Source organism: Algihabitans sp. (genome assembly GCF_965226985.1).
Classification (GTDB): Bacteria; Pseudomonadota; Alphaproteobacteria; order Kiloniellales; family DSM-21159; genus Algihabitans.
On sequence record NZ_OZ245712.1, the window covers coordinates 1,913,123 to 1,936,803 of the forward strand.

The following is a 23,681-nucleotide window of genomic DNA, read 5'->3' on the forward strand; positions in this document are numbered from 1 at the left end:
TGTCTCATGAGCGGTTTCGAACGCAGGCCGCGCGGCGATGAACGCTGCGGTTTCGGTCTCAGTGGTCTTTGGGACAGCCCTTTCAGGCGCAGCAGGATCGGCGGTCTCTGCCTCGCCCTTACCGTCGCCGTGTCGGCCGGATCCGCGATCGCTCAAGGGATGCCGGACACTCCCCCCATGGTGATCGCGATCCCGGCCCAGCCGCTTGCCCAGGCGATCGTAACCTTCAACGTTCAGACCGGCCTTCAGATCGTGGCGCCCGCCGATCTCCTCGCCGGCCTCTCGACCTCGGGCCTCCAGGGCTCCTACACGCCCGAGCAGGCCCTGCAACAGCTTCTCGCCGGCACCGGTCTGACCCACAGCTATGCCGACGCGAATACGGTGACGCTGGAGCGCGCCGCTGTGCAACCCGAGAGCGGGCCGATGCGGCTTGGCGACATCACCGTCACCGCACGGCGGACCGAGGAGCTGCTGCAGGACGTGCCCGGCAGCGTGGTCGTCCTGACCGACGAGGAGCTGGAACGCTCCAACCTTCAGGACACCGCCGAGGTGCTCCTTCGGCTGCCGAACGTCGGGTTCATCGACAACTCCAACCCGGCCAATCTCAATCTGTCGATCCGCGGGATCAGCGATCTGAGCGGAGACGGAAGCAGCCCGACCAACGGCGTCTTCTCCGATGGCATCTTGCTCAACCCCTCCGGCGGCGCCAGCGGCATCAACGCCAACCTCGTCGACCTGGAACGTGTGGAGGTCGCCTACGGCCCACAAGGCACGGCCTTCGGCCGCGGCACTCTCGGCGGCGCGATCAACTTCGTCACCAAGAAGCCGACCGACGAGTTCGAGGCTTCTCTGGAGACCGAACTGGGCTCCTACCCCGACGGACGCGCGACGGCGATCGTCAACGCACCGATCCTGGAGGACGGCCTGCTCTCGGCACGGCTCGTGGCCTTCGGCGGGATATCCGACGGCTTCATCGACTTCGCCGAGGGCAGCGACCCGGACTCCGTCGGCCGGGACGACGTCGGCGCCCGCCTGAGCCTCAGGTCGCGGCCCACCAGCCGGCTCACCCTCGATGCCTCCCTCTCCTTCGACCGCACCGAATTCGACACCTCGAACGCTGTGTCGACCGCGAGCGTCGAGGACGAGGATCTGGTAACAGGCGCCGACTTCCTCGAGGAGAACTCGCTCAACCGTGTCCTGGCATCCTTCCAGGGTACCTACGACTTCGACGTCGGGTCCCTGAGATCGACCAGTTCGCTCTTTCTCACCGACCTCGACAGCTCCGACGATAACGATTTTACGGCACTCGACTTCACCACTGGTACGACCTCAGTTAACGAACGTGCGATCGCCCAGGAGTTCCGCTTCGAGAGCGACAGCTTCGACCTGCCGTCGCAAACGGGCGAGATCGCCTTCAACCTAGGCACAAGTTTCAGCTTCAATCGACGGGACGTCAGCGGCATCCTAGATCCCGGTGCGGACACTTTTCGGGTCATCGGCGAAAGACGCGGCGTCGGCCCCCTGCCAGACGACGGCAGCACGATCGGGAACAGCTCGAGCCGGGATATCTTCAACTTCGGCCTGTTCGGCGACCTGCGATGGCGGCCGATCCCCGACCTGGAGATCGCCGGCGGCGCGCGCTTCAGCTTCGACCGCGTGAAACAAGAAGGCGAAAGCGTGAGCACGGGACTCTCCGCCCTTACAACGCCGTCCGTCCCCTTCGAGTCGGGCGAGGCGAACTTCACCGCCGTGACGCCCAGCGCCTCGATCAAGTACGACTGGACCGACGACTTCTCGACCTACCTCGCCTTCTCGACCGGTTTCCGGCCCGGCGGCTTCAGCTCCACCATCGTTAGCTTCTCGAGCTTCGAGGAGGAGAAGGTTCGGTCCTACGAAGGTGGGTTTCGGGCCTCCTTGTTCGACGACCGTCTGCTGGTGAACGGCAGCGGCTATCTGCTCGACTATGAGGATATCCAGGTCGAACTCTTGAACACGGTTGGCGGCGTAACGACGTCAGTTGTCGACAACGCGGCCGAGGCCCGCAGCGTCGGCGCCGAGATCGGCATCTCCGCCCTGCCCATCGAGAGCCTGCGGATCGACACCCAGATCGGAATCAACTTCGCGAAGTTCACGGACTATCCCGACTCTCCCTTCGGCGACCTGACCGACAGGCGGCTGCCGAACGCCCCGGTTCACACCTTCAGCATCGCCGGGGACTACGAGCATCCGCGCGAGATCCTGCCGGGCGCACGTGGCTTCCTGCGGGCCGAGTACAGCCTGCGCACAAGCTTCAACGACAACCTGGATCCCGACGCGCCGGGGTTCGACGGCTTCGACCTACTCAACCTTCGTGTTGGCCTGCGCGCCGAAGGCTTCGCGTTCGAAGCCTTCGTCGAGAACGCGCTCGACGAAACCTATGCTACCGGATCGGCGGGCTTTGCGAGCGCTCTCGGCGGGCCGAGAATCGTGGAAGTCGGTCCAACCCGGCGCTTCGGCGTGAGAGCGAGGCTGCAGTTCTGAAGTCTGCGCGATATCCGCGCTCATCCTGGGGCACAGACTTTGCCGCAATAACCACTTTTGGACGACGGTCGTACCCGCGACGTCAACCAGAGACATGATCGGGATGGTCACGGCCGGACTGAAGACCAGACTATAGGACGGCACGAGGATCATCGCGGAGCCGAAGCCGCTGAAACCGCGCACCAAACCGGCCAGCAGTGTCGCCCCCAACAGAACCGCCAGATCCGTGGCGTTCAGACTTGCCAGAGGTCTCGTGAATTCCTCCCACACAGGGCATCGTCCCCTATCAATCCGCTGAGCCTTTAAAGCGGGCTCGGGCGGGAGAGGGTTGCGCCCTGGGAAGATCCGCTCTGCGCCAACGAGGCCGCCGAGAGCATGGACGCGACATCCGGCAAGGTATGGAATGCCGGCCCATGCCCAGCGATCCAAACTCCGATCCCCTGCTCAAACCGTGTCGAACGTGGCACCCAACGCGAAGCGGTCAGGATGCCGATTGTCTGCTGCTGCGGGTAGGCGACGCGGTCGCCAGCCGCACTGTTCATGCCGCCCTGCTCGACTCCCTGCGGCTCTGCAAGGACCTTTGACGCCATGACCTCCTTGGCTGCCGATCCGCCGGGCCACGACAAGGCGCTGCAGGGCCGTCTGCTGGTGTTGCTCGCCGGGGTCTTCTGGTCGCTGGCTGGGCTTTTCATGCGCAGCCTGGAGGCCGCCGGCGACTGGCAGGTGGTCTTCTACCGCTCCCTGACGCTGATCATCTTCCTCGGCCTGGTACTGGCCATGCGGGACGGACGGCGCCTGCCCTCGATCTTCGCGGCGGCGGGCTGGACCTCGGTCCTGGCGGGTTTCTTCCTGTCCTTCGCCTTCGTCTGCTTCGTCACCTCGATCACCCGCACCACGGTGGCGAACACTCTGTTCCTGCTGTCCGCCGCGCCGCTGCTGGCGGCCTTTCTCGGGTGGCTCCTGCTGCGCGAGTCCGTCCGCAAGGCAACCTGGGGGGCCATGGTCGCCGCCGTGCTGGGAGTCGCCGTGATGGTGGGGGACGGACTGGCCCAGGGCAATCCGCTGGGCGACCTGCTGGCCCTCGGAGCCGCCCTGTCCTTTGCCCTCTTCACGGTGACGCTGCGCCGCAAGCCCGGCGTCGACATGCTGCCGACCACCGTCTATGCCGGCCTCTTCGCCATGCTCTGGTCGGGCCCGGCGGCTCTGGTAACGGACCAGGGGCTTCTGCTGTCGACCCATGACCTGCTGATCTGCATCGCCCTCGGCGTGATTCAGATGGGCTGCGGGCTGCTGGCCTATATCATCGGCGCCCGGCATCTGGGGGCCGCGGAGAGCGCTCTGCTCTCCATGTCCGAAGTCGTGCTCGGCCCCCTGTGGGTCTGGTGGGTCTTCTCCGAAATCCCCACCACCCTGACCCTGGCCGGCGGAGGCATCGTCCTGGCCGCGCTCACCGGCAACGCCCTATCGGGTCTGCGCCGGCGACGGCCGCCGGTCGGCGCGGTCTAGCCTGAAGGCCTGCGGCCAGTGCCGCGTTCTCATCGATCTCAGCTCCGACGGACAAGGTCTCCTGTCACGAGTCTTCTTGGGTCCGGTGGTGCCAGCAGGTCCCGTCTCAAGAATTAAGGCAGCGTTTGACCTCGTTTAATTCTTTATCCTAAAGTGCGAATGATAATCGTTAGCATGAGGTGGGGCATGTCGACGGCCGACGGGGCTGTCTGTGGCCAGGATGTCGGTCGCATCTATCAGGATCATCACGGATGGCTTCTCGCCTTTCTGCATCGCCGCTTGGGCAACCCCTGCGACGCAGCCGACCTTGCGCAGGACGCCTTCATACGGATGCTCAGACGACCGCGCGCCTTCGACAGCAATCAAGGCGCGCGTGCCTACCTGAGCGCCATCGCGAGAGGACTCTGCGTCGACCTTTGGCGGCGTCAGAGCGTGGAACAGGCATACCTCAAAGCGCTGACAAATCGGCCGAGGCACAGCGCCCCCTGCCCTGAGCGGCAAGCCACGGTTATCCAAGCACTCTGCGAGCTCGATGCGCTTTTGCAGCGACAACCGGCCAAGGCGGCCAGCGCGTTCATCATGGCCGTCATCGAGGGACAAAAGGACAAGGAGGTCGCGGAGGCGCTGGGCGTGTCCGACAGGATGGTTCGCAAGTACGTGGCGCGCATCATGCTTCAGTGCGTCCTGCTGGACCTGCACCCGGATCTCTGATCGCTCTGCCGCCGCCCCATGCCAGACAGCAACGTCCCCGGTTCGACCCAGACGCCCCCCGTCGCGCAAGAGCATCTCGAGGCTGCCGCCGAGTGGTTCGCGCGCCTTCGCGACGGCGAGGCCGACGAGGCGGTTCGGCAGAACTGGCGGCTCTGGCTGGCGCAACACAGCGACCATCAAGCTGCCTGGGACTTCGTAGCCTCGGTCGGACGGCGCTTTGCGCCGCTTCAGGCCGAGGGGGAAAGCGAAGCCGCTTCCTCTGTGTTGCGGGCGCAGCGCAGGAAGCGGACAAGCAGGCGCCGGGTGCTGACGGGTTTGGCCGGTGTTGCAGGGCTCGGCCTGCTGGGCTGGGGCGCCCACCGCTTCACGCCTCTGCAGGCAAGCATCGTTGCATGGCAAGCCGATGAGCATACGGCAGTCGGCGAGATCCGCGAGCTGGGGCTGGACGACGGGGCCCGGCTCTGGCTGAGCACCGCGAGCGCGATCAATCGCGCCGCCGGCACTGGCCCGCAGCGGATCGAACTGCTGCAGGGTGAAATCTTCGTTGCAACAGATGGCGGCAGCGGGGGCGGCGACAGCGAGAGGCCGCTATATGTCACCACCCAGCACGGCGAGATGCGACCGCTCGGCACGCAGTTCGCCGTGCGCCGGCAGGGAGATACGTCGCTGCTTGCGGTCTTCGACGGCACGGTGGAGCTGCGGACCGCGGCAAGCGCCGAGCGGCGGCAAATCTCGGCGGGCGAACAGGTCGCCTTCACCGCGACCCGGATCGCCGCGGTCGCGGCGGCCGACCCCGCCCGCGAGGCCTGGACACGCGGTATCCTGCTTGCCAGGAACATCACGCTCGGCGAATTGGCCGAGGAGCTGGCCCGCTATCAACTCGGCTATCTGGGCGTCGCGCCCGAGGTTGCGGACCTCCGGGTGATCGGCGGCTTTCCTCTGCGCGACCCCGACAGGGCCCTCGACATGCTGGCGGACAGTCTGCCGATCCGGATCCATCGGCCGCTGCCCTGGTGGACCACGATCCAACCCGCCGGGTAGTTCGGCAGGGGCAGAGGCGAAAAAATTTCGCATCTGCAGTTCCGGAATTCGCCGCTCGTTCGGTTCCCCTAACGACAGAAGCTCCGAGCTTCCCAAGGGGGAATTTAAATGACGACAGTTCCGAAACGGTCCAACCCAGTGCGCCGAACGCCGCTTGCCAAGGCGCTGCTGATCGCGAGCCTGCTGGTACCGGCGCCCTTGGCGCCTCTCGCCTTTCCGGCGCTCGCGCAGCAACAGGATGGAACGGAACTGCGCGACTATGCCATTCCGGCCGGCCCGCTGGACGAAGCGCTGATCCGCTTCATCGACGCCTCCGGCGTGTTCCTGGTCGGAGATGCCGCGCTGGCATCCGGTCTGCGGACAGAGGGGCTGACGGGTCGCTACACGGTCGACGAGGGACTTGCACGTCTGCTGGTCGGCAGTGGACTGCGTTACCGCTTCACCAGCGCGAACACGGTGACGCTGGAGCGCGCGGTCGTTCAACCCGAGAGCGGCCCGCTGCGTCTCGGCGACATCACAGTCACCGCCCGGCGCACCGAGGAGCTGCTGCAGGACGTACCCGGCAGCGTGGTCGTCTTGACGGACGAGGAGCTGGAACGCTCCAACCTTCAGGACACCGCCGAGGTGATCCAGCGGCTGCCGAACTTCGGGTTCGTCAGCAACCGCGACCCGGCCATTCTCAATCTGTCGATCCGCGGGATCAGCGATCTGGGCGGATCCGGAAGCAGCCCGACCAACGGGGTCTTCTCCGACGGCATCCTATTGAACCCCACCGGCGACGTCAGCGGCATCAACGGCAATCTCGTCGACCTGGAGCGTGTCGAGGTCGCCTACGGCCCACAGGGCACGGCCTTCGGACGCGGCACCATCGGCGGCGCCCTCAACTTCGTCACCAAGAAGCCGACGGACGCGTTCGAGGCTTCTCTGGAGACCGAACTGGGCTCCTACCCCGACGGACGCGCGACGGCGATCGTCAACGCACCGATCCTGGAAGACGGCCTGCTCTCAGCGCGGCTCGTCGCCTTCGGCGGGATCTCCGACGGCTTCGTCGACTTCGCCGAGAGTAGCGACCCGGACTCCGTCGGCCGGGACGACGTCGGCGCCCGCCTTAGCCTCAGGTCGCGACCGACCAACCGGCTCACCCTCGATGCCTCCCTCTCCTTCGACCGAACCGAGTTCGACGCTGCGAACACGGTAACCTTCTCGAGCGTGGAAGACGGGAACTTGGAGACGGGCGCCGACTTCCTGGAGGAGAACTCGCTCAACCGTGTCCTGGCATCCTTCCAGGGCACCTACGACTTCGATATCGGATCCCTGAAATCGACCAGTTCCCTCTTCCTCACCGACCTCGACAGCATGGACGACACGGATTTCTCGGCACTCGACTTCACCGTCGGTACCACCTCACTGAACGAACGTGCGATCGCCCAGGAGTTTCGCTTCGAGAGCGAGAGCTTCGACCTCCCGTCGCAAACGGGCGAGGCGGCCTTCAACCTGGGCACAAGTTTCAGTTTCAATCGACGGGACCAAAGCAGCATCATAGATCCCGGTGCGGACGCCTTTCGGCTCTTGGGCGAAGGCCTCGGCGTCGGCCCTCTGGCGGACGACGGCAGCACGATTGGAAACAGCACGAATCGCAATACTTTCAACTTTGGCTTGTTCGGCGACCTGCGCTGGCGGCCGATCCCCGACCTGGAAGTCGCAGCCGGCGCGCGCTTCAACTTCGACCGCGTGAAGGAGGAAGGCGAACGCTTGAGCACGGGGCTCTCCACGCTCACCCTGCCTCCCATACCCTTCGAATCGGATAAGGCGCACTTCACGGCCGTGACGCCCAGCGCCTCGATCAAGTACGACTGGACCGACGACGTCTCGACCTACTTCGCATTCTCGACGGGGTTCCGGCCCGGCGGCTTCAGCTCCGTCATCTCCGGCCGCTCCAGCTTCGAGGAAGAGAAGGTGCGGTCCTACGAAGGCGGCTTCCGCGCGTCCTTGTTCGACGACCGCCTGTTGGTGAACGGCAGCGGCTACCTCCTCGACTATGAGGATATCCAGGTCTCGCTCGCAACCAGAAACGCGGTCGGTAACATTCGAACTGTGACGATCGACAATGCGGCCGAAGCCCGCAGCGTCGGCGCTGAAATCGGCATCTCCGCCCTGCCCATCGAGAGCCTGCGCATCGACACGCAGATCGGCATCAACTTCGCGAAGTTCACGGACTATCCCGACTCGCCCTTCGGCGACCTGACCGACAGGCGGCTGCCGAACGCCCCGGTTCATACCTTCAGCATCGCCGGGGACTACGAGCATCCCCGCGAGATCCTGCCGGGTGCGCGCGGTTTCCTGCGGGCCGAGTACAGCCTGCGCACGAGCTTCAACCAAAACCTGGATCCCGATGTGCCGGGTTTCGATGGCTTCGACCTGCTCAATCTCCGCCTCGGTCTGCGCGCCGAAAGCTTCGCGTTCGAAGCCTTCGTCGAGAATGCGCTCGACGAGACCTATGCCACCGGACTGGCGGGCTCGGCGAGCAACTTCGCCGGCAGCCCGAGAATCGTCGACGTCGGCCCGTCCCGACGCTTCGGCGTGAGGGCGAGACTGAGCTTCTAGACTCTGTAGGCGACGGATACTGCGAGGTCGGCAAACCGGATACTGAAATTGCGAATTATTCGCAATTGCTCTAGGAAGGCTTCCGGAGCCACCCAGTATCGTCGCGAGCATGTCGAGAGAGACTGCCCAACAGGCCCTCGAACGGGCGTTTAAGGAACAGCGCCCGGTCCTGGTCGGACGGCTGGCGCGTCTGGTCGGCAACGCGGCAACGGCCGAAGATCTGGCCCAAGAAGCTTTCCTGCGCGCCTCCGCCGCGCTGGGCGAAACCCAGATCGCTTCGCCCAAAGCCTTTTTCGGACGTACCGCCTGGAACCTGGCTATCGACTATCTGCGCCGGGAGCGCCGGGAACAGGCGATCTTCGCGCAGCCTTCCGATCAGGCGACGGTGACGTCCGTCGCCTCCGCTCAACCCTCGCCGGAAGCGGAAGCGCTCAATCTTCAGGTGGTCGCCCTGCTCGACCAAGCCCTGCAGGGCGTTCCCGACCGCGCCCGCCGGGTTCTGGTACTGAACCGGATTGAGGGCTGGACCTATCCGGAAATCGCGGCGCACCTTCAGATCTCCTCGACCACGATCCAAAAGGACATCCGCCTCGCGCTTGCCCGCTGCATCGACACGCTCTCGGAAAAGGGCCTGATCTAGGTCGTGCCCCTCCGAACGATGACAGGTTTCGAAAAGGCGGCCTTGTTTCGTCTAGATTATGAAGGCCAGTTGCAGACGCGTAAGCTCGAAGACCGCCATGACGGATGACCGGACATCTCCTGCCGCCGACCGCCGAGCGCGCCGCCCGCTGGACGAAGCGGCCGACTGGTTTGCGCGTCTCGGGGCGGGCGATCTGTCCGCCGCAGAGCAAGCCGACTTCGAGGCCTGGCAGGCAGCGGATCCCGCCAACGCGCAAGCCTACCGCAAGATCGCCGCACTCTGGAACTCCAGCGAGTTCGCAACCGCAGCACGGCGCGGTCCGCAGCCGGTTCGGCCGGTATCCGACCGCCCCGGATCGGACCCGACACGGCACCGGAGCCGCGTCGACACAAGCCCGCGCAAGCGGCGGTTCGGCGGAATGGCACGCATCGCTGCAGCCGCTCTGGTGCTCGTCGCAGTCGGGCTGACTCAGATCGATGCGGTCTTCCTGGCACTGACGGCCGACCATCGAACGGGCATCGGCGCGCAGGAACGCCTCGATCTGCCCGACGGGTCGCGGATGGTTCTCAACAGCGGCAGCGCGGTGCAGGTCAGCTACGATGGCGAGCACCGGGAGGTACGCCTGCTCGCCGGCGAGGCCTACTTCGAGGTGACGCCCGACCCCGCCCGCCCCTTCAAAGTGATCAGCGGCGAAGCCTCGGTCCAGGTCCTCGGCACCGCCTTCGCCGTGCGGGCGGGCGAGCGCTCGGTGACGGTCGCGGTTCGGCACGGGCGGGTCGCCGTCGCGGGTGAGGTTCGGCCCGACCGGCCTTCGGTGCTCGCGGCCGGACAGGCGCTGCACGTGACGGAGGGCCTGCCCGGCGAGACGGAGGCGATCGACCCCGAGATAACGCTTGCTTGGCTGCAAGGCAGGCTGGTCTTTCGCGACCGCCCGCTCGGCGAGATCGTTGCGGAACTGAACCGCTACCATTCGGGCTGGATCATCATCGCCGACGACCGGCTGCGGTCCCATGCGGTGAGCGGGAACTACCGGCTCGACGATCCTAGGGCGGCGGCGGCTGCCCTGGCGGCCACAGCCTCCGCAGACGTCATCCAGGTCACCGACTTCCTGACGATCCTGCACTGACCCCGCTTCCTGTTCCTGTCCCCGCTACCGTTCCTGCCCACTTGCCCTGTCCCTGAAAGGCGTCGGGCCGTCCGACCTGGGCCGAAATTCTCCGAGGCCTCGGGGTTTCAGATTTTTCCTCCCCGTTCGTCTCTAGATCGGGGCCTGCGAACGAGCCGCGTTCGTCGCGCCGAGGGACCAGCAGTCGAACGGGGGACAGAGGGTGATGATCGGGAAACGACCAACAAGGAGCGTCCGGCGCCAGACTGGGAGGGCTTTCCGTCTCCTTTCGACGGCGGCCGTGGTTTTGACGACCGCGACTCTGGTCGGCCCGAACTTAGGCCATGCCAGCGGCGGTGCACAGGAGGCGACGACAGGCGAGGCCATGACGGACTTCGCCCGCTTCGAACCGCTCCTCCTCGCACAGGCGGCAGATACCTTCGCGTTTGCGATACCCCCCCAACCGCTCGGCGACGCCCTCGACGCCTTCGTGCGCATCACTGGCTGGCAGGTGGGCTACTCCGCAGAGCTGGCTCGCGACCGACGCTCGGCTGACGTTGAAGGGAACCTGACGCCCAGCGAAGCCCTCACGCAACTCCTCGCCGGCAGCGGCCTCGACTATCGCCTGACCGCGACCGAAACGGTCACACTGGAGCGCGCAGTCGTTCAGCCCGACAGCGGACCGATCTTACTGGCCCCTCTCGTCGTACAGGGACAGCTCCAGATTCGTACGATCCAAGAGTCGCCGACGAGTGTGGCTATCCAGACAGGCGAGGAGTTGGAGCGGCGCGGCGACTTCAATCTGTACGATGCGATCCAACGCATCCCCAACGTAAGCTTAGGCGGGCAGGAAAGGCGCGTCGTCATTCGCGGCATAGACCAGGCCGGTCCAGGTGGTCCCGGTGGTGGTGGGAATCTCGTATCCACCCAAGTTGACGGGGTTGCTCTGACGGATAGAGGCATCACTGGCGGCGGCCCCTTCAACTCCTGGGACCTGCAGCAGGTCGAGGTGCTACGCGGCCCGCAGTCTACCCAGCAGGGACGTAATGCCCTGGCCGGGGCCATCGTCCTGCGCAGCAACGACCCCACCTACGACCTGGAACTGCGCAGCCGTGGCGAAGTGGGCTCGCGCGCGACTCTCGGCGGTGCGGTCATGGCCAATGTGCCGCTGGTTGAAGACCGTCTTGCTGTCCGCTTCTCGGCCGACCGCCTTCAGACCGACGGCTTCGTCGAGAACCCGACCCGGAACGAAGATGACTTCGACGCCCGCGAGCAGACCAACCTGCGGGGCAAGCTTCGCCTCGATCCGACCGACGACCTGGAGATCATCGCGTCCTTCTCGCAGACCGACAACTCACGGGGCAGCAACTTCATCGAGGAAGCCTTCTTCCCCGATGATCGCTTCAACTTTTCGGACGTTAACATCGACGAAGACTCTCTGCACCGCAACAGCGGCCTGCGGCTGACCTGGCGGATCGACGAGGCCTTCTCGCTCGAGTCTGAGACCAACTACTACACTCTCGATTACGAGCGTCTTACCGACCGGAATCGTCCGGCCGCCGACGATCTCGGCTTTCTCGATACGACCAGCGACGATACGGTTTTCGAGCAGGATCTGCGGTTACGGTACGAGGGCGATGATCTAACGGGAGTTTTCGGGCTGTTCTTTACCGAGATCGAAGAAGACGAGCTGAACATCACCCGGGATCCCGCGAGCCTTATCAATCCCTCAGCACCTCCCGGCGTCTTTGTGATGGCCGAGACACGTTCCCTGATCGAACGCCAAAACTTCGGGGTTTTCGCGGAAGCGGAACTTGGCGCCGACTGGCTGCTCCCAGGCCTATCTCTGACGTTTGGTGCGCGCTACGATCGAGAAACCGTCGAGGCCGACGCGCGCATTGTTGCAGCTCTGGACCCGGCCGGCCCGTCTCCTTTTCCGCTTCCGGACGACCGGACTCAGAACGAGGAGACCTTCTCCGCCTTCTTGCCAAAAGTTGGAGTCACCTACGACTGGACACCGGATGTCGCCACCAGCTTCACTGTACAGCGCGGCTACCGTGCCGGCGGCACGCAAGTCAACATAGTCACCCAGCAGGTGAACGAGTTCGATCCGGAGTTTACCTGGAACTACGAGTTCGCCCTCCGTAGCCAATTCTTCGACCGTCGACTGACAGCCAATGCCAACCTCTTCTATACCGACTGGCGCAATCAGCAGGTTTCGGTTGAAAACCCCTTGGATGGGAATGACTTCAATGTCGTAAACGCTGGCGAATCCCGACTATATGGCGCCGAAGCTTCGCTGGAGGCTTTGGTGACGCCAAATCTAGACGTCTTCGGTTCGATCGGCCTGGTGCGGACGGAATTCCTGGAATTTGAAGACGCCGGCCGCGACTTTTCCGGTAATGAGTTCCGGTTAGCACCGGAGGTCACACTCGCCTTCGGCGCAACCTACTTTTTCGACAACGGTCTTTCGATCGGCGCCGATGCATCTTATACGGGCGGTTCATTCTCAGACGCCGACAACGATCCGCGCGAGGAATCCGATGCGCGTTTCCTGGTCAACACGCAGGTAACTTACGAGCAGGACAGATGGAATGCCGGCTTCTTCGTGCGCAATCTGTTCGACAACGACTATGCGACGCAACGGTTCGTCCAGCAGCAAGACGGCACACGCACTCTGATCACCGGCGAACCGCGAACCTTCGGCCTCTACGTGGGCTTCGAGTTCTGATTACGTAGTTCCAGACTGAACTCGACAGAGTCGTCTCAGCGTAAGAAGAAGTTTGGCCAGCTTCACCAGCAGCGTGAAGAAGGTCCTGTCGACAACTCCTTATCGGACGAAATGCGACAGGGGCTATCGGATCGGTCGCCATCCGCCAATCCTTCGGTGTGTCGGATGTAGTCGACGTCGATGCTACACGCCGTTTCGGGATCAGGGCGCGGATGCGATCCTGATGGAGCGGACCGCGGCGGCGCCTGTCCTGTCAGCGCCGCAAAGCAGGCTTGCGCCCTTGCATCTTAGTCTTTATGACCGAATGCGAATGACTCTCAACAAAAGCGCTCGCACGCGCGACTGCTGCTACTTTGCCAGAGGTCGCCGTACATCGGTCGGAGAAGATACCTGTCGGCGGGTCGGGACAACACGGCAGTCGGTCTGTTCATGGCGCATCGCGGCGCGTTGGTGAACTACGCCAGCGGCATCGTCGGCGATCCGATTCAGGCCGAAGACGTGGTGCAGGAAGCGTGGCTGCGTTTCGGTGCGGTGGCTAACAGCCGGGTGCTCGAGGAGCCCGTCGGATACCTGTATCGCATCGTTGCTAACCTTGCGCTGGACCGGCGCCGTCGCGCGACCCTGGAGACGCGCGAGACCGCTCCCGAGGCAAAGCGGCACGCGGTGGGTATAGTCGACCGAACACCCTCGCCGGAAGAGGAAGCGATTGCCCGGCAAGACCTGAAGCGGGTGATGTCGGCCATGGCTGAACTACCGGAACGCACGCGCATCGCCCTTGAAATGCATCGTTTCGGCGGCTGCACGCTCAGGGAGATCGCCGAACATCTGGGGATATCGGTCTCCATGGCGCAAGTGCTGGTCGTCCAGGGCGTCAAGCACTGTCAGCGCGCCCTTTAGCCATCCAAGGGCCTGAGCGTTGCTTTTCGAGATGGAAGCAACGGCACGTCACACGTTTAGTGTTGAGTAGACTCGATATCGGGACGGCCTTTCCCCACGACGCCCATGACAGAAACAACAGACCGACAGCGCGAAGGAATCGAGGAGGAAGCGTCCGTCTGGCTCGTCCGTCTCTCGGAAGCGCCGCAAGACGCCGAGTTGCGTGCCCTCTTCGAAGACTGGCTTGGCACGTCGAGCCTGCATGCCGAAATCTGGGCTCGGACCGTTCGGGCTTATCAACTGGTCGGCGAAGGTTCTGCGGAGCATAGCGCGCATTGGCAAAGCTATGCCGCGTCACGGAGAGGTGCGCGGAACCTGCCGTCGGCTAGGCCAGCTGGCGACGCCGGGCCGCGCAGAACCGGTCGAGGCCGGGCTCGGTTCCCCGGCCGATCATCCCGAAAGCGGACCATCGGACTCGCAGCGGCGGCAGTCACGCTTTGCTTGGCGCTTGCCGTCGGTCCCCAGGCCCTGCTGCGCTTGCAGGCCGATCTGGTCACAACAACGGCGGAGCTGCAATCCGCAACCCTGGAGGACGGATCCCGGATCCTGCTTGCGCCGGAGAGCGCGGTGGAGCTGCGCTTTTCCGAGACCGCACGCGAGGTCCGCCTGATCGAGGGGCAAGCCTTTTTCGAAGTGGAGCGTGACCCCGCCGCACCTTTTCGGGTCGTCGCAGGCGAGACCGTCGTGACTGTTCTGGGAACCGCATTCGAAGTGGATTTCGCCGATGGTACCGGACGCATCGCGGTCCAGCACGGTCGCGTCGGCGTGGCTGCCGCCGGCGACGGATCGCGCCCCTCCGTCGAGCTCGGGGGCGGCGAGTGGCTGCTGACCGGAGGCACCGGCGCCGCCGCGCGCGGCCATCTGGCGCCGGAGGACATCGCCGCCTGGCGAAACGGCGAGTTGATTGTCCGGGATCGGCCCGTGAGCGAGATCGTCACCGTGCTGCGGCGCTATCACCGTGGCGCGATCCTCCTGCAAGACGAGGCTTTTGCCGCGCAGCGCATCAGCGGCATCTACAGCCTGAACAACCCGGTCGAGACACTGAGCAATCTCGCGGCCGCCCATGGCGCGAGAGTGACGGCCATCTCTCCCTGGCTTCTGATCGTCACGGAACGGTGAGCGAGAAGGTACGATCGCTACCTCCCGATCCGAGGTCTGCCCGACTGTCGTAAAAAAATGGCGGTCGTCATTGGAAACTCTCCCGAGCTGTCCGTTGATTAGCCAGAGACTGCGGATGAGAGGCAGTCGCAGGACCAGATCGATAGGGGTGGCAGGGAGTGAGCATGTCGGGTTGGGGGGTATCGGCGGGGAGAGAGCTCCGCCGCGTGAGCAGGCTTGTCGTTGCGGGCGCAGCAGTGATCTTCCTTGTTCTGGGCTTACCGGCAAAACCGCAGGCGCAGAACGCCGCAGCATCGCAACAGCAAAGCTTCGATATTCCCGCGCAGCCGCTGACCGAGGCGCTGATCCAGTTCGGGCGACAGGCTGGACTGCAGGCCTCGACCGATCCGAGCCTGGCCGGAGGCCTGCAGAGCACTTCGGTCGAGGGTGTCATGACCTGGCAAGAGGCCTTGTCGCAGCTCCTTGCCGGCACTGGCCTCAGCTACCGTCTCACAGGCACCCTGGTCACGCTGGAGCGCAGGGTGGTTCAACCCGAAAGCGGTCCGATCCTGCTCGATCCGCTGGTCGTGCAAGGACAGTTGCAGATCCGCACGCTGCAGGACACGCCGGAGAGCGTGGCGATCCAGACCGGCGAAGAGCTGGAGCGGCGCGGCGACTTCAATCTCTACGACGCCATCGAGCGCATCCCCAACGTCAGTCAAACCTCCCAGGAAAGAGGTTTTTCCATTCGCGGCATCGATTCCCGCGGTCCGGGCGGTGGCCGTGGCGCCCTAGCAAGCCCACTCGTCTCGACCCAGGTCGACGGCGTCGCCCTGACGACCGTCGGAGCCTTCGACGGACCCTTCAGCTCCTGGGATCTGCAGCAGGTCGAGGTGCTGCGCGGCCCGCAGTCCACCCAGCAAGGGCGCAACGCCCTGGCCGGCGCCATCGTCCTGCGCAGCAACGACCCCACCTACGACCTGGAGCTGCGCAGCCGCGGCGAGGTGGGCTCGCGCGCGACGCTGGGCGGTGCGGTCATGGCCAACGTCCCGCTGATCGAAGACCGTCTCGCCCTCCGCTTCTCTGCCGACCGCCTGCAGACCGACGGCTTCGTCGACAACCCGACCCGGAACGAAGACGACTACGACGCCCGAGAGCAGACCAACCTACGCGGCAAGGTGCGCATCGATCCGACCGACGACCTGGAGATCATCGCGTCCTTCTCGCAGACCGACAACTCACGGGGCAGCAACTTCATCGAAGAAGCCTTCTTCCCGGACGACCGTTTCAATCTCTCGAACCTGGAGGCAGATGAAGACTCGCTGCACCGCAACAGCGGCCTGCGGCTGACCTGGCGGATCGACGAAGCCTTCTCGCTCGAGTCCGAGACCAACTACTACACCCTCGAAAATGAGTTGTTCTTAGACGGCAATCGCCCCCCTGCCGATGATCTCGGCTTCTCCGACCGAGTCGTGGACAACACGGTTTTCGAGCAGGATCTGCGCCTGCGCTACGAAGGCGAGGACCTCAGCGGCGTCCTCGGGCTGTTCTACACACAGATCGAGGAGGACCTGTTCCAGCTCACCCGGGATCCGGCGAGCAATTTCACCGACCTCGCCCCGCCCGGAATCTTCGTCGTAGCAGAGACGGACTCGCGAAATGAGGTGGAGAACTTTGCGGTCTTCGGAGAAGCCGACATCGCTGTCGACTGGCTTCTAGACGGCCTCACCTTCACGCTCGGCGGGCGCTACGATCGGGAGACGTTCGATAACGAAACTCGCACTGTGGCAACCCTGGATCCGGACGTGCCCTCTCCTCTCCCGCTGCCGAACAACAGGACAGAGAGCGACACGAGCTTTTCCGCCTTCCTGCCCAAGATCGGCCTGACCTACGACTGGACCCCCGACATCGCCACGAGCTTCACCGTGCAGCGTGGCTACCGGGCCGGCGGCACCCAGGTCAATGGTTTCAACCAGCAGGTCAACGAGTTCGACCCGGAGTTCACCTGGAACTACGAGTTCGCCCTGCGCAGCCAGTTCTTCGATCGCCGGCTGACCGCCAACGCCAACCTCTTCTTCACCGACTGGACCGACCAACAGGTTCAGGTTCGCGGCCCCTCAGGGAACGAGAACGACCTAAATATTGTGAATGCTGGGGAGTCCCGGCTCTACGGCGCCGAGGCCTCCCTGGAGGCCCTGGTCACGCCCAATCTCGACGTCTTCGGCTCGATCGGCGTGGTGCAGACAGAGTTCCTGGACTTCGAACGCGAGGGCCAAGACTTCTCCGGCAACGAGTTCCAATCGGCGCCGGAGGTGACGGCGGCCTTCGGCGCGACCTACTTCTTCGATAACGGCATTTCCGTCGGGGCCGACGCATCCTACACCGGCGTCTCCTTCGTCGATGCGAACAACGATTCGGCCGCCCGATCCGATGCGCGGTTCCTGGTCAATACGCAGATAACCTACGAACAGGATAGATGGAACGCCGGCTTCTTCGTCCGCAACCTCTTCGACCAGGACTATGCGACGGAACGGCGTGTCCAGCGGGACGGTGCGCGAACCCTGGTCGCCGGGGAACCGCGGACCTTCGGACTCTATATGGGCTTCGAATTCTGAGCCTGTGATACCAATGCGTCGTTTCGGCATTCGAGCCCGATGGCGGTTTTGATACCAACCTCGTAGCGGGGCGATTACTGCGTGCTTCAAGAGACATGAAAGTCGGACCCACCGACCCCGCGGCACCCGCAAGCGGCAGTTCGGACGCTTCGGTGTCGCACCACCTGTCGGGACAGGCAGTCCATATCGGCCCAGGGCACAGGACTTGACGCTCATGTTTGTGAGCGGACGTGTGCTCTCGCCGGTCCAGGAATGCTTACATACACGCTCACCAAGACCAGGTTTTCACGCAAGCGGCAGAAAGGTCACCTCCTGGCTTTGCGCTTCCGCCGTGCCGAGTGAAGGCGCAGCAAATAGGCGGTGCTACTCGGTTCATCGTCACGGAGACAGATTAGCCATCGCACTAAATGCGAATGAAACTCACTTGCAATTATGTTGTCCGTGATGCAGACTTCGCATCAATCGAAAACTCGGAGGTAAACAATGCGCTCGCTCGTTGCGTTGTCTGCCGGACTGGCTGTGGCCGTCCTGTCGCCTGTCGCGCTCGCCCATCATCACGAAGAACAGGCGGATTGGATCGCCGAGCCGTTCGGTCTCATTCTCATCGCCCTTCTGTTCCTGGTGTTGATTGCCGTGTCGCTGGCAGTCGCCGTCACGCGCCGGACGAAGCGCCTCGTATCGGCGACGACGCCGGCATCCGGCGAGGCCGAGTCATGAAGACGGCCGCTGCCGACAGACCGCTTCCCGCTTCCGCTCCGAAAGTTTGTAGCTCTCCGCTCGAGATGAGGTGGCGCGATTTGATCCTCGACGCCAACGCTCTTTCTTCGGCCGGCGCTCACAGCGAGGCAATGGGGCTTTACGCAAAGGCCTTAGACGAGGCCCGCCGCCTTTTCGAGATCGCCCGGTCGCGGGATCGCAACGGTGAAGAGGCCGTTTGCATCCTGGTGGCCTCGGCCGTGAATGCCGCACGCAACCTTGAGGCCTGGGGCGCGCCGCAGGACGCCTGCTTACCCTTGAAGGCTGCCGTATCCCTGTTGATCGAAACGCTGCGCAGCGGGGACGGCGGCAGCGCCCTGAAGTCCGCAGCCGCCCAACACCTGCCACGGCTGCTGGCCGAACTACACCGGGGCCCACCTGAAGCGCCGGACGTCGGCAGCGACCGAGCGGAACTCGTCCGGCACGCGAAGGCGGCTGCGCTCGCTCACTGGAAGGGATTGGCGACGTGAAGGCATCGGAAAGGTCGAAGGCAGCGCTGGCTTCCTTGCTTCGCGGACTGGACCGTGTCGGTCTGATCGGCCACGCGAAAGGGCACTGCGACATCCCCTGCGGCATCTACGATCCGGGGCCGGCTCTGATCGCCGCCGTCTCGGTCGTTCGGCTGATGGATATCATGCATGAGGGCAAGAGCGAGGATGCGGTCGCGCTGGCCAATCTCCATGCGCGTTGCGCCCTGCGCAAGGAAGAGGAAGCGGAGAAGGTCAAACAGGAAATCCGCGTGATCTGGGGCGACTACTTCAAGGCGCCCTTGATCGAGAAGCATCCCGAAGTCCATGGTCTGGTGCATTCCATCATGCAGAAGGCCAGTGCCTGCAAGCAGGACGTCCATCGCGACGACGGTCTGGCGCTCGTCGAACTGGTCAATCGCTTCGCCGAGCTCTTCTGGCAGACCAAGGGGATCAAAACGGCAAAGGGGACCTGCCCCTATCCACCGGCCCTAACGGTGGTCTATCCGGTCCTGGAGGCATGACCTTCGGTCTGCGTCTCGTGCGGATCGACGGTGACAGTATGGCGCCCAGGCTGCCTCACGGAACCTTCGCTCTATTCCGCCGGACCAGTTGGATCGAACCGAACGATATCGTTCTGGTGCAGCACCCGGTCTTCGGCCGCATCGTCAAGAAGGTCGTCTCGGTCAGCAGCCAAGGCCTCACGTTGGCAGGCCTCTCGTCCCGTTCGGTCAGCAGCTTGTCGCTCGGCCCGGTCGAGCACCGGGCGGTGCAAGGCAAGCTCGTCATGGAACTGAAGGAGGCTGCATGAGCGCGGAAAGCGGGTTCGATCTCGTAAGGCTGTAGACAGGACGAGAGAGGCGATCCGCTTGACGCCGCCTTGGCCGCACTGGAAAGCTGCGGTGATGGATGGAGATAGCGATTTTCAGGTGCCGCTCTCGATCGAGGGCTTGAGCTTTTTCTACGGCAAGCGCCGCGTTCTCACCGATGTCAGCTTCGAGGTACCGAAAGGCGCGGTCACGGTTCTGCTCGGTCCCAACGGTGCCGGCAAGAGCACCCTGTTCGGGCTGATCACCGGACTGCTGGCAGCGCAGGAGGGCGATCTACGCATCTTCGGGCGCAGCCGGGCGCGTGACGGCGCGGGGGTACTGGCAAGTCTAGGGATGGTGTTTCAGCAGCCGACGCTCGACCTGGATCTGTCGGTCGACCAGAACCTCGCCTACTTTGCCGGGCTGCGCGGCCTGTCGCCGTCCGAGACGGCCGCGGGCGTCAGGCGGGAACTGGAGCGTTTCGAGCTCTGGGACCGTCGCGGCGAAGCGGTCCGCCAACTGAACGGCGGCCACCGCCGGCGCGTCGAGATCGCCCGCGCCTGTCTCGACGCGCCGCCGATTTTGGTCCTGGACGAGCCGACAGTCGGCCTGGACATCCCGACCCGCCGCGCCCTGGTGGCGGATCTGCATACCCGTGCGAAGGACGACGGCACCGCGATCCTCTGGGCGACTCATCTGGTCGACGAAGTCTGGCCGGGCGACAGACTGGTCGTGCTGCACGAAGGCGGCGTTCGCGCCGCCGGCAGTCTGGAGGAGGTACTGGCTGCCAGCGGAGAGACAGAGCTGGAGGCCGCCTTCGATAAACTGACCGCCACGGCGCAAGCTGCGTGACGGCACGGCATGCCCTGCGGGCGCTGCGCGCTCTACTGTCGCGCGAACTGCTTCGGTTCCTTAAGCAGCGCGGCCGCTTCTTCGCGGCCCTGGTCCGCCCTCTGCTCTGGCTGCTGATCTTCGGTGCTGGTTTCCGCGCGGCCATCGATCTGCCTGTCCTGCCGCCCTACGATGCCGTCGTCCCTTACGAACTCTACATCCTGCCCGGCCTGATCGGGATGGTGCAGCTCTTCAACGGCATGCAGTCGTCGCTCTCGATGGTCTACGACCGCGAAATGGGCTCCATGCGCGTCCTGCTGACCACACCGCTGCCCCGTCCTCTTCTGCTGACCGGTAAGATCCTGGCGGGCGTCGCCGTCTCCATGGTGCAGGTCTATGCCTTCTTGCTGATCGCCGCAGTCTTCGGCATTCGACTCCCGCCGTGGGGATACCTGTCCCTCTTCCCCGCGCTGATCCTGAGCGGCCTGCTTCTGGGCGCGCTGGGCCTGTTGCTCTCCTCCCTCGTCCGGCAGTTGGAGAACTTCTCGGGCATCATGAACTTCGTGATCTTTCCCGCCTTCTTTCTCTCCTCCGCCCTCTACCCTCTCGCCAACCTGCGGAGCTCCAGCGAACTGTTGGCGCTGCTCTGTCTTCTCAATCCCTTTACCTACGTCGTCGAGATGCTGCGCTTCGCCGCCTATTCGCAGATCGACCCTCCGGCTCTTGCCGTCGTGCTCGCGACCGGGGCAGTCACGCTGGCGGCCGCTTTCTGGAGCTACGATCCCGCGCGCTGGCAAACGCGCGGCGGGCCGCCAGCCGCCTAGAGTGCGATCGTCTCAGGTGGAAGCGCTTGGCTTCCACCTAGGGCGTAAGTCCTACTCTAAGGAGACAGACCGAAAAGCGAAAGCCGGCTGGCACTTTTCGACCAGGGATGTAAGTCTATGGATCTTAGCTCCGGAAAACGGAGCAAGAGCGGCAGAAAACCGCCGGCTGCGGACGGCCGATCCGAACTCTGGGAGGAGTGAGATGCCAGGAGCGATCTCCGCCTTTGCGCGACAGCAGGCGGCTATTTCCGAACAAGCGCAGATCCTGGCCAACGCAAAGCGCGTAACGGCGGGCCTCATAGCAGCCGGTCTGCTCCTCGGGTTGACCTTGACGACGCCCAGCAGCCAGGCCGCCGACGTCACACCTGTGGACGGCGCCCGGATCCTCGCCGCCGACGAGGAGCCAGGCAACTGGCTGACCCACGGTCGGACCTATTCCGAACAGCGCTTCAGTCCGCTCGACCAGATCAACGTCGACAACGTGGGGGAGCTCGGCCTCGCCTGGTACGTCGACAAGCCCGAACGTCGCGGGATCGAGGCCACGCCATTGGTGATCGACGGGCGCATGTACACCACCTCGGCCTGGTCGATCGTCTATGCGCTCGACGCCAAGACCGGCGCCGAGTTGTGGCGCTTCGATCCCGAGGTTCCCAAGGAGTGGGGCAAGCGCGCCTGTTGCGACGTGGTGAACCGGGGCGTCGCGGCTTGGGACGACAGGATCTACGTCGGCACCATCGACGGACGGCTGATCGCGTTGGAGGCGGAAAGCGGCGCCGTGGTCTGGGACGTCAACACCATCGACCGCGACAAGCCCTATACCATCACCGGCGCACCGCGCGTGATCGACGGGAAGGTGATTATCGGAAACGGCGGCGCCGAATTGGGTGTGCGAGGCTACGTGTCGGCCTATGACGCCGTCACGGGCGAGATGGTCTGGCGGTTCTATACGGTTCCCGGCAACCCGGCCGAGGGTTTCGAAAACGAGACGATGGCGATGGCCGCCGAGACCTGGACCGGCGAGTGGTGGAGCTACGGCGGCGGTGGCACCGTTTGGGATTCCATGGCCTACGACGCCGAGTTGGACCTGCTCTACATCGGCGTCGGCAACGGCTCGCCCTGGAACCGCGATATCCGCAGTCCCGATGGCGGCGACAACTACTTCCTCTCCTCCATCGTCGCGCTCCGGCCCGACACCGGGGAGTACGTCTGGCACTACCAGACCACCCCGGGCGACACCTGGGACTATACCGCGACGCAGCACATCATGCTGTTGGACCTGGAGATCGACGGCGAGCTACGCAAGACCCTGGTCCAGGCGCCGAAGAACGGCTTCTTCTACGTGATCGATCGGGAGACCGGCGCGTTCATCTCCGCCAACAACTTCGTGCCGGTGAACTGGGCCACCCATATCGACCCGGACACGGGACGCCCAGTAGAGACCGAACAGGCCCGCTATCCGGACCCCGACCAGCCACAGTTCATCGTTCCCTCCCCCTTCGGCGGGCACAACTGGCATCCCATGGCCTACAGCCCGCGCACCGGCCTGGTCTATCTGCCGGCGCAGGAAATGCCCTTCGTCTACGGGCGGGATCCTGGTTTCGAGTTCAAGCCGGGCGAATGGAACCTAGGCGTGAAATTCGCCCACAGTTCGCTGCCCGAGGACCCGCAGGAAGCCGGCGAGATCATTCCGCTGCTCAAGGGCCGCCTTCTGGCCTGGGACCCCGTTGCCAACGAGGAGGTCTTTCGGATCGAGCATCCGGGCCCCTGGAACGGCGGCGTTCTGGCGACGGCGGGCGATCTGATCTTCCAGGGCACTCCGGGCGGCCGCTTCTCCGCCTACCACGCGGCGACCGGAGAAGAACTCTGGTCGACACAGGCTCAGACTGGTGTCGTGTCCGGGCCCGTGACCTACGAGGTGGACGGCGAGCAGTACGTCACGGTGACCGTGGGCTGGGGAACGGTCTTCGGCCTGATCGCCCCAGGGGAACAGCGCCCGGTCAGCCGTGTCCTGACCTTCCGGCTCGGCGGGGCGGAGCAACTGCCCGAGCTGGAGGTTGCCGCCGAGGACTGGCCCGAGCCGCCCCCCGTGACCGGCAGCGAGGCGGAGATCGCCCTGGGCCGCGATCACTACCTGGCCCGCTGCTTCATGTGCCATGGCGATGCCGCCATGTCGGGCGGTGTGTTGCCCGACCTGCGCAAACTCTCCGAGGCGAGTCACGCCGCCTGGGACCAGGTGGTTCTGGAGGGCGTCCTGGCCGGTCGCGGCATGCCTGGGTTCGCTCACCTTCTGAGTCCGGCGGACTCGGCGGCCATCCAGCAGTACGTCATCAAGCGGTCGCACGACACCCGCGTCGTGGCCGAACAGTAGGATCGGCCAGGAGGATAGTCGGGGTCAGGCGCGACCGCTCTGCATTCCCGTGTTGCGCTTGGCTTCGGCACCCCCAAATAGTACTGTCGTAGGCATAAGCCTTCGACAGGCCACCCTTA

At 64.5% G+C, this 23,681-nt stretch carries 19 protein-coding genes and 1 pseudogene; 19 read left to right on the forward strand and 1 reads right to left on the reverse strand.

The features are described from left to right. Window positions 1-6 precede the first annotated feature (6 nt). Window positions 7-2,520 carry a TonB-dependent receptor domain-containing protein gene (locus tag ACO054_RS08835; protein WP_421710067.1) on the forward strand — a complete coding sequence of 838 codons (2,514 nt, stop codon included), beginning with the start codon at window positions 7-9 and terminating at the stop codon, window positions 2,518-2,520. 302 nt (window positions 2,521-2,822) lie between these two features. On the opposite strand, the gene ACO054_RS08840 is transcribed toward ACO054_RS08835, so the two are convergent. Beyond that, window positions 2,823-3,110, reverse strand: a complete 288-nt coding sequence (locus tag ACO054_RS08840; protein ID WP_421710068.1) for a hypothetical protein — start codon at window positions 3,108-3,110, stop codon at window positions 2,823-2,825. Here ACO054_RS08840 and ACO054_RS08845 point away from each other — a divergent pair. The 18 genes and pseudogenes from ACO054_RS08845 (at window position 3,109) to ACO054_RS08930 (ending at window position 23,562) form a co-directional block, all read left to right on the forward strand. Continuing rightward, window positions 3,109-4,026 carry a DMT family transporter gene (locus tag ACO054_RS08845; RefSeq protein WP_421710069.1) on the forward strand — a complete coding sequence of 306 codons (918 nt, stop codon included), beginning with the start codon at window positions 3,109-3,111 and terminating at the stop codon, window positions 4,024-4,026. The two genes, ACO054_RS08840 and ACO054_RS08845, sit on opposite strands and share 2 nt — an antisense overlap. Window positions 4,027-4,212: 186 nt before the next feature. Then, complete coding sequence (locus ACO054_RS08850; RefSeq protein WP_421710070.1) at window positions 4,213-4,737, forward strand: sigma-70 family RNA polymerase sigma factor; 525 nt, start codon at window positions 4,213-4,215, stop codon at window positions 4,735-4,737. 18 nt (window positions 4,738-4,755) lie between these two features. After that, the gene (locus ACO054_RS08855; RefSeq protein ID WP_421710071.1) at window positions 4,756-5,778 is read left to right on the forward strand and encodes a FecR domain-containing protein; all 1,023 of its coding nucleotides are present in this window, start codon (window positions 4,756-4,758) and stop codon (window positions 5,776-5,778) included. 108 nt (window positions 5,779-5,886) lie between these two features. Beyond that, window positions 5,887-8,382: a TonB-dependent receptor domain-containing protein gene (locus tag ACO054_RS08860; RefSeq protein ID WP_421710072.1), complete on the forward strand. Its 2,496-nt coding sequence runs from the start codon at window positions 5,887-5,889 to the stop codon at window positions 8,380-8,382. Between the two features lie 109 nt (window positions 8,383-8,491). After that, on the forward strand, window positions 8,492-9,022 hold the full coding sequence (locus ACO054_RS08865) for an RNA polymerase sigma factor (RefSeq protein ID WP_421710073.1): 531 nt from the start codon (window positions 8,492-8,494) through the stop codon (window positions 9,020-9,022). 97 nt (window positions 9,023-9,119) lie between these two features. Continuing rightward, entirely contained in the window at window positions 9,120-10,148 is a 1,029-nt protein-coding gene (locus ACO054_RS08870; RefSeq protein ID WP_421710074.1) for a FecR family protein, read from the forward strand. A 280-nt stretch (window positions 10,149-10,428) separates the two neighbouring features. Continuing rightward, window positions 10,429-12,858: a TonB-dependent receptor domain-containing protein gene (locus ACO054_RS08875; protein ID WP_421710075.1), complete on the forward strand. Its 2,430-nt coding sequence runs from the start codon at window positions 10,429-10,431 to the stop codon at window positions 12,856-12,858. A gap of 429 nt (window positions 12,859-13,287) precedes the next feature. Further along, a complete protein-coding gene (locus tag ACO054_RS08880; RefSeq protein ID WP_421710076.1) occupies window positions 13,288-13,755 on the forward strand; it encodes a sigma-70 family RNA polymerase sigma factor in 468 nt (155 codons plus the stop codon). A 105-nt stretch (window positions 13,756-13,860) separates the two neighbouring features. Beyond that, window positions 13,861-14,010, forward strand: a pseudogene (locus tag ACO054_RS08885) (FecR/PupR family sigma factor regulator); the annotation flags it as partial. Between the two features lie 225 nt (window positions 14,011-14,235). Then, window positions 14,236-14,913 (forward strand): FecR family protein, encoded by a 678-nt coding sequence (locus ACO054_RS08890; RefSeq protein WP_421710350.1) that lies wholly within the window; start codon window positions 14,236-14,238, stop codon window positions 14,911-14,913. Between the two features lie 206 nt (window positions 14,914-15,119). Then, the gene (locus ACO054_RS08895; protein WP_421710077.1) at window positions 15,120-17,507 is read left to right on the forward strand and encodes a TonB-dependent receptor domain-containing protein; all 2,388 of its coding nucleotides are present in this window, start codon (window positions 15,120-15,122) and stop codon (window positions 17,505-17,507) included. Window positions 17,508-17,990: 483 nt separating this feature from the next. Beyond that, entirely contained in the window at window positions 17,991-18,224 is a 234-nt protein-coding gene (locus ACO054_RS08900; RefSeq protein WP_421710078.1) for a hypothetical protein, read from the forward strand. A 65-nt stretch (window positions 18,225-18,289) separates the two neighbouring features. Further along, a complete protein-coding gene (locus ACO054_RS08905; RefSeq protein WP_421710079.1) occupies window positions 18,290-18,733 on the forward strand; it encodes a hypothetical protein in 444 nt (147 codons plus the stop codon). After that, on the forward strand, window positions 18,730-19,254 hold the full coding sequence (sodN, locus tag ACO054_RS08910; RefSeq protein WP_421710080.1) for a superoxide dismutase, Ni: 525 nt from the start codon (window positions 18,730-18,732) through the stop codon (window positions 19,252-19,254). Before ACO054_RS08905 ends, sodN begins: the two co-directional genes overlap by 4 nt. After that, the gene (locus tag ACO054_RS08915) at window positions 19,251-19,541 is read left to right on the forward strand and encodes a S24 family peptidase (RefSeq protein WP_421710081.1); all 291 of its coding nucleotides are present in this window, start codon (window positions 19,251-19,253) and stop codon (window positions 19,539-19,541) included. The genes sodN and ACO054_RS08915 overlap by 4 nt, the downstream gene beginning before the upstream one ends. Window positions 19,542-19,599: 58 nt before the next feature. Next, entirely contained in the window at window positions 19,600-20,391 is a 792-nt protein-coding gene (locus ACO054_RS08920; RefSeq protein WP_421710082.1) for an ATP-binding cassette domain-containing protein, read from the forward strand. Beyond that, window positions 20,388-21,194: an ABC transporter permease gene (locus ACO054_RS08925; protein WP_421710083.1), complete on the forward strand. Its 807-nt coding sequence runs from the start codon at window positions 20,388-20,390 to the stop codon at window positions 21,192-21,194. Before ACO054_RS08920 ends, ACO054_RS08925 begins: the two co-directional genes overlap by 4 nt. Window positions 21,195-21,396: 202 nt before the next feature. Beyond that, entirely contained in the window at window positions 21,397-23,562 is a 2,166-nt protein-coding gene (locus ACO054_RS08930; protein ID WP_421710084.1) for a PQQ-dependent dehydrogenase, methanol/ethanol family, read from the forward strand. The last annotated feature ends 119 nt before the right edge of the window (window positions 23,563-23,681 follow it).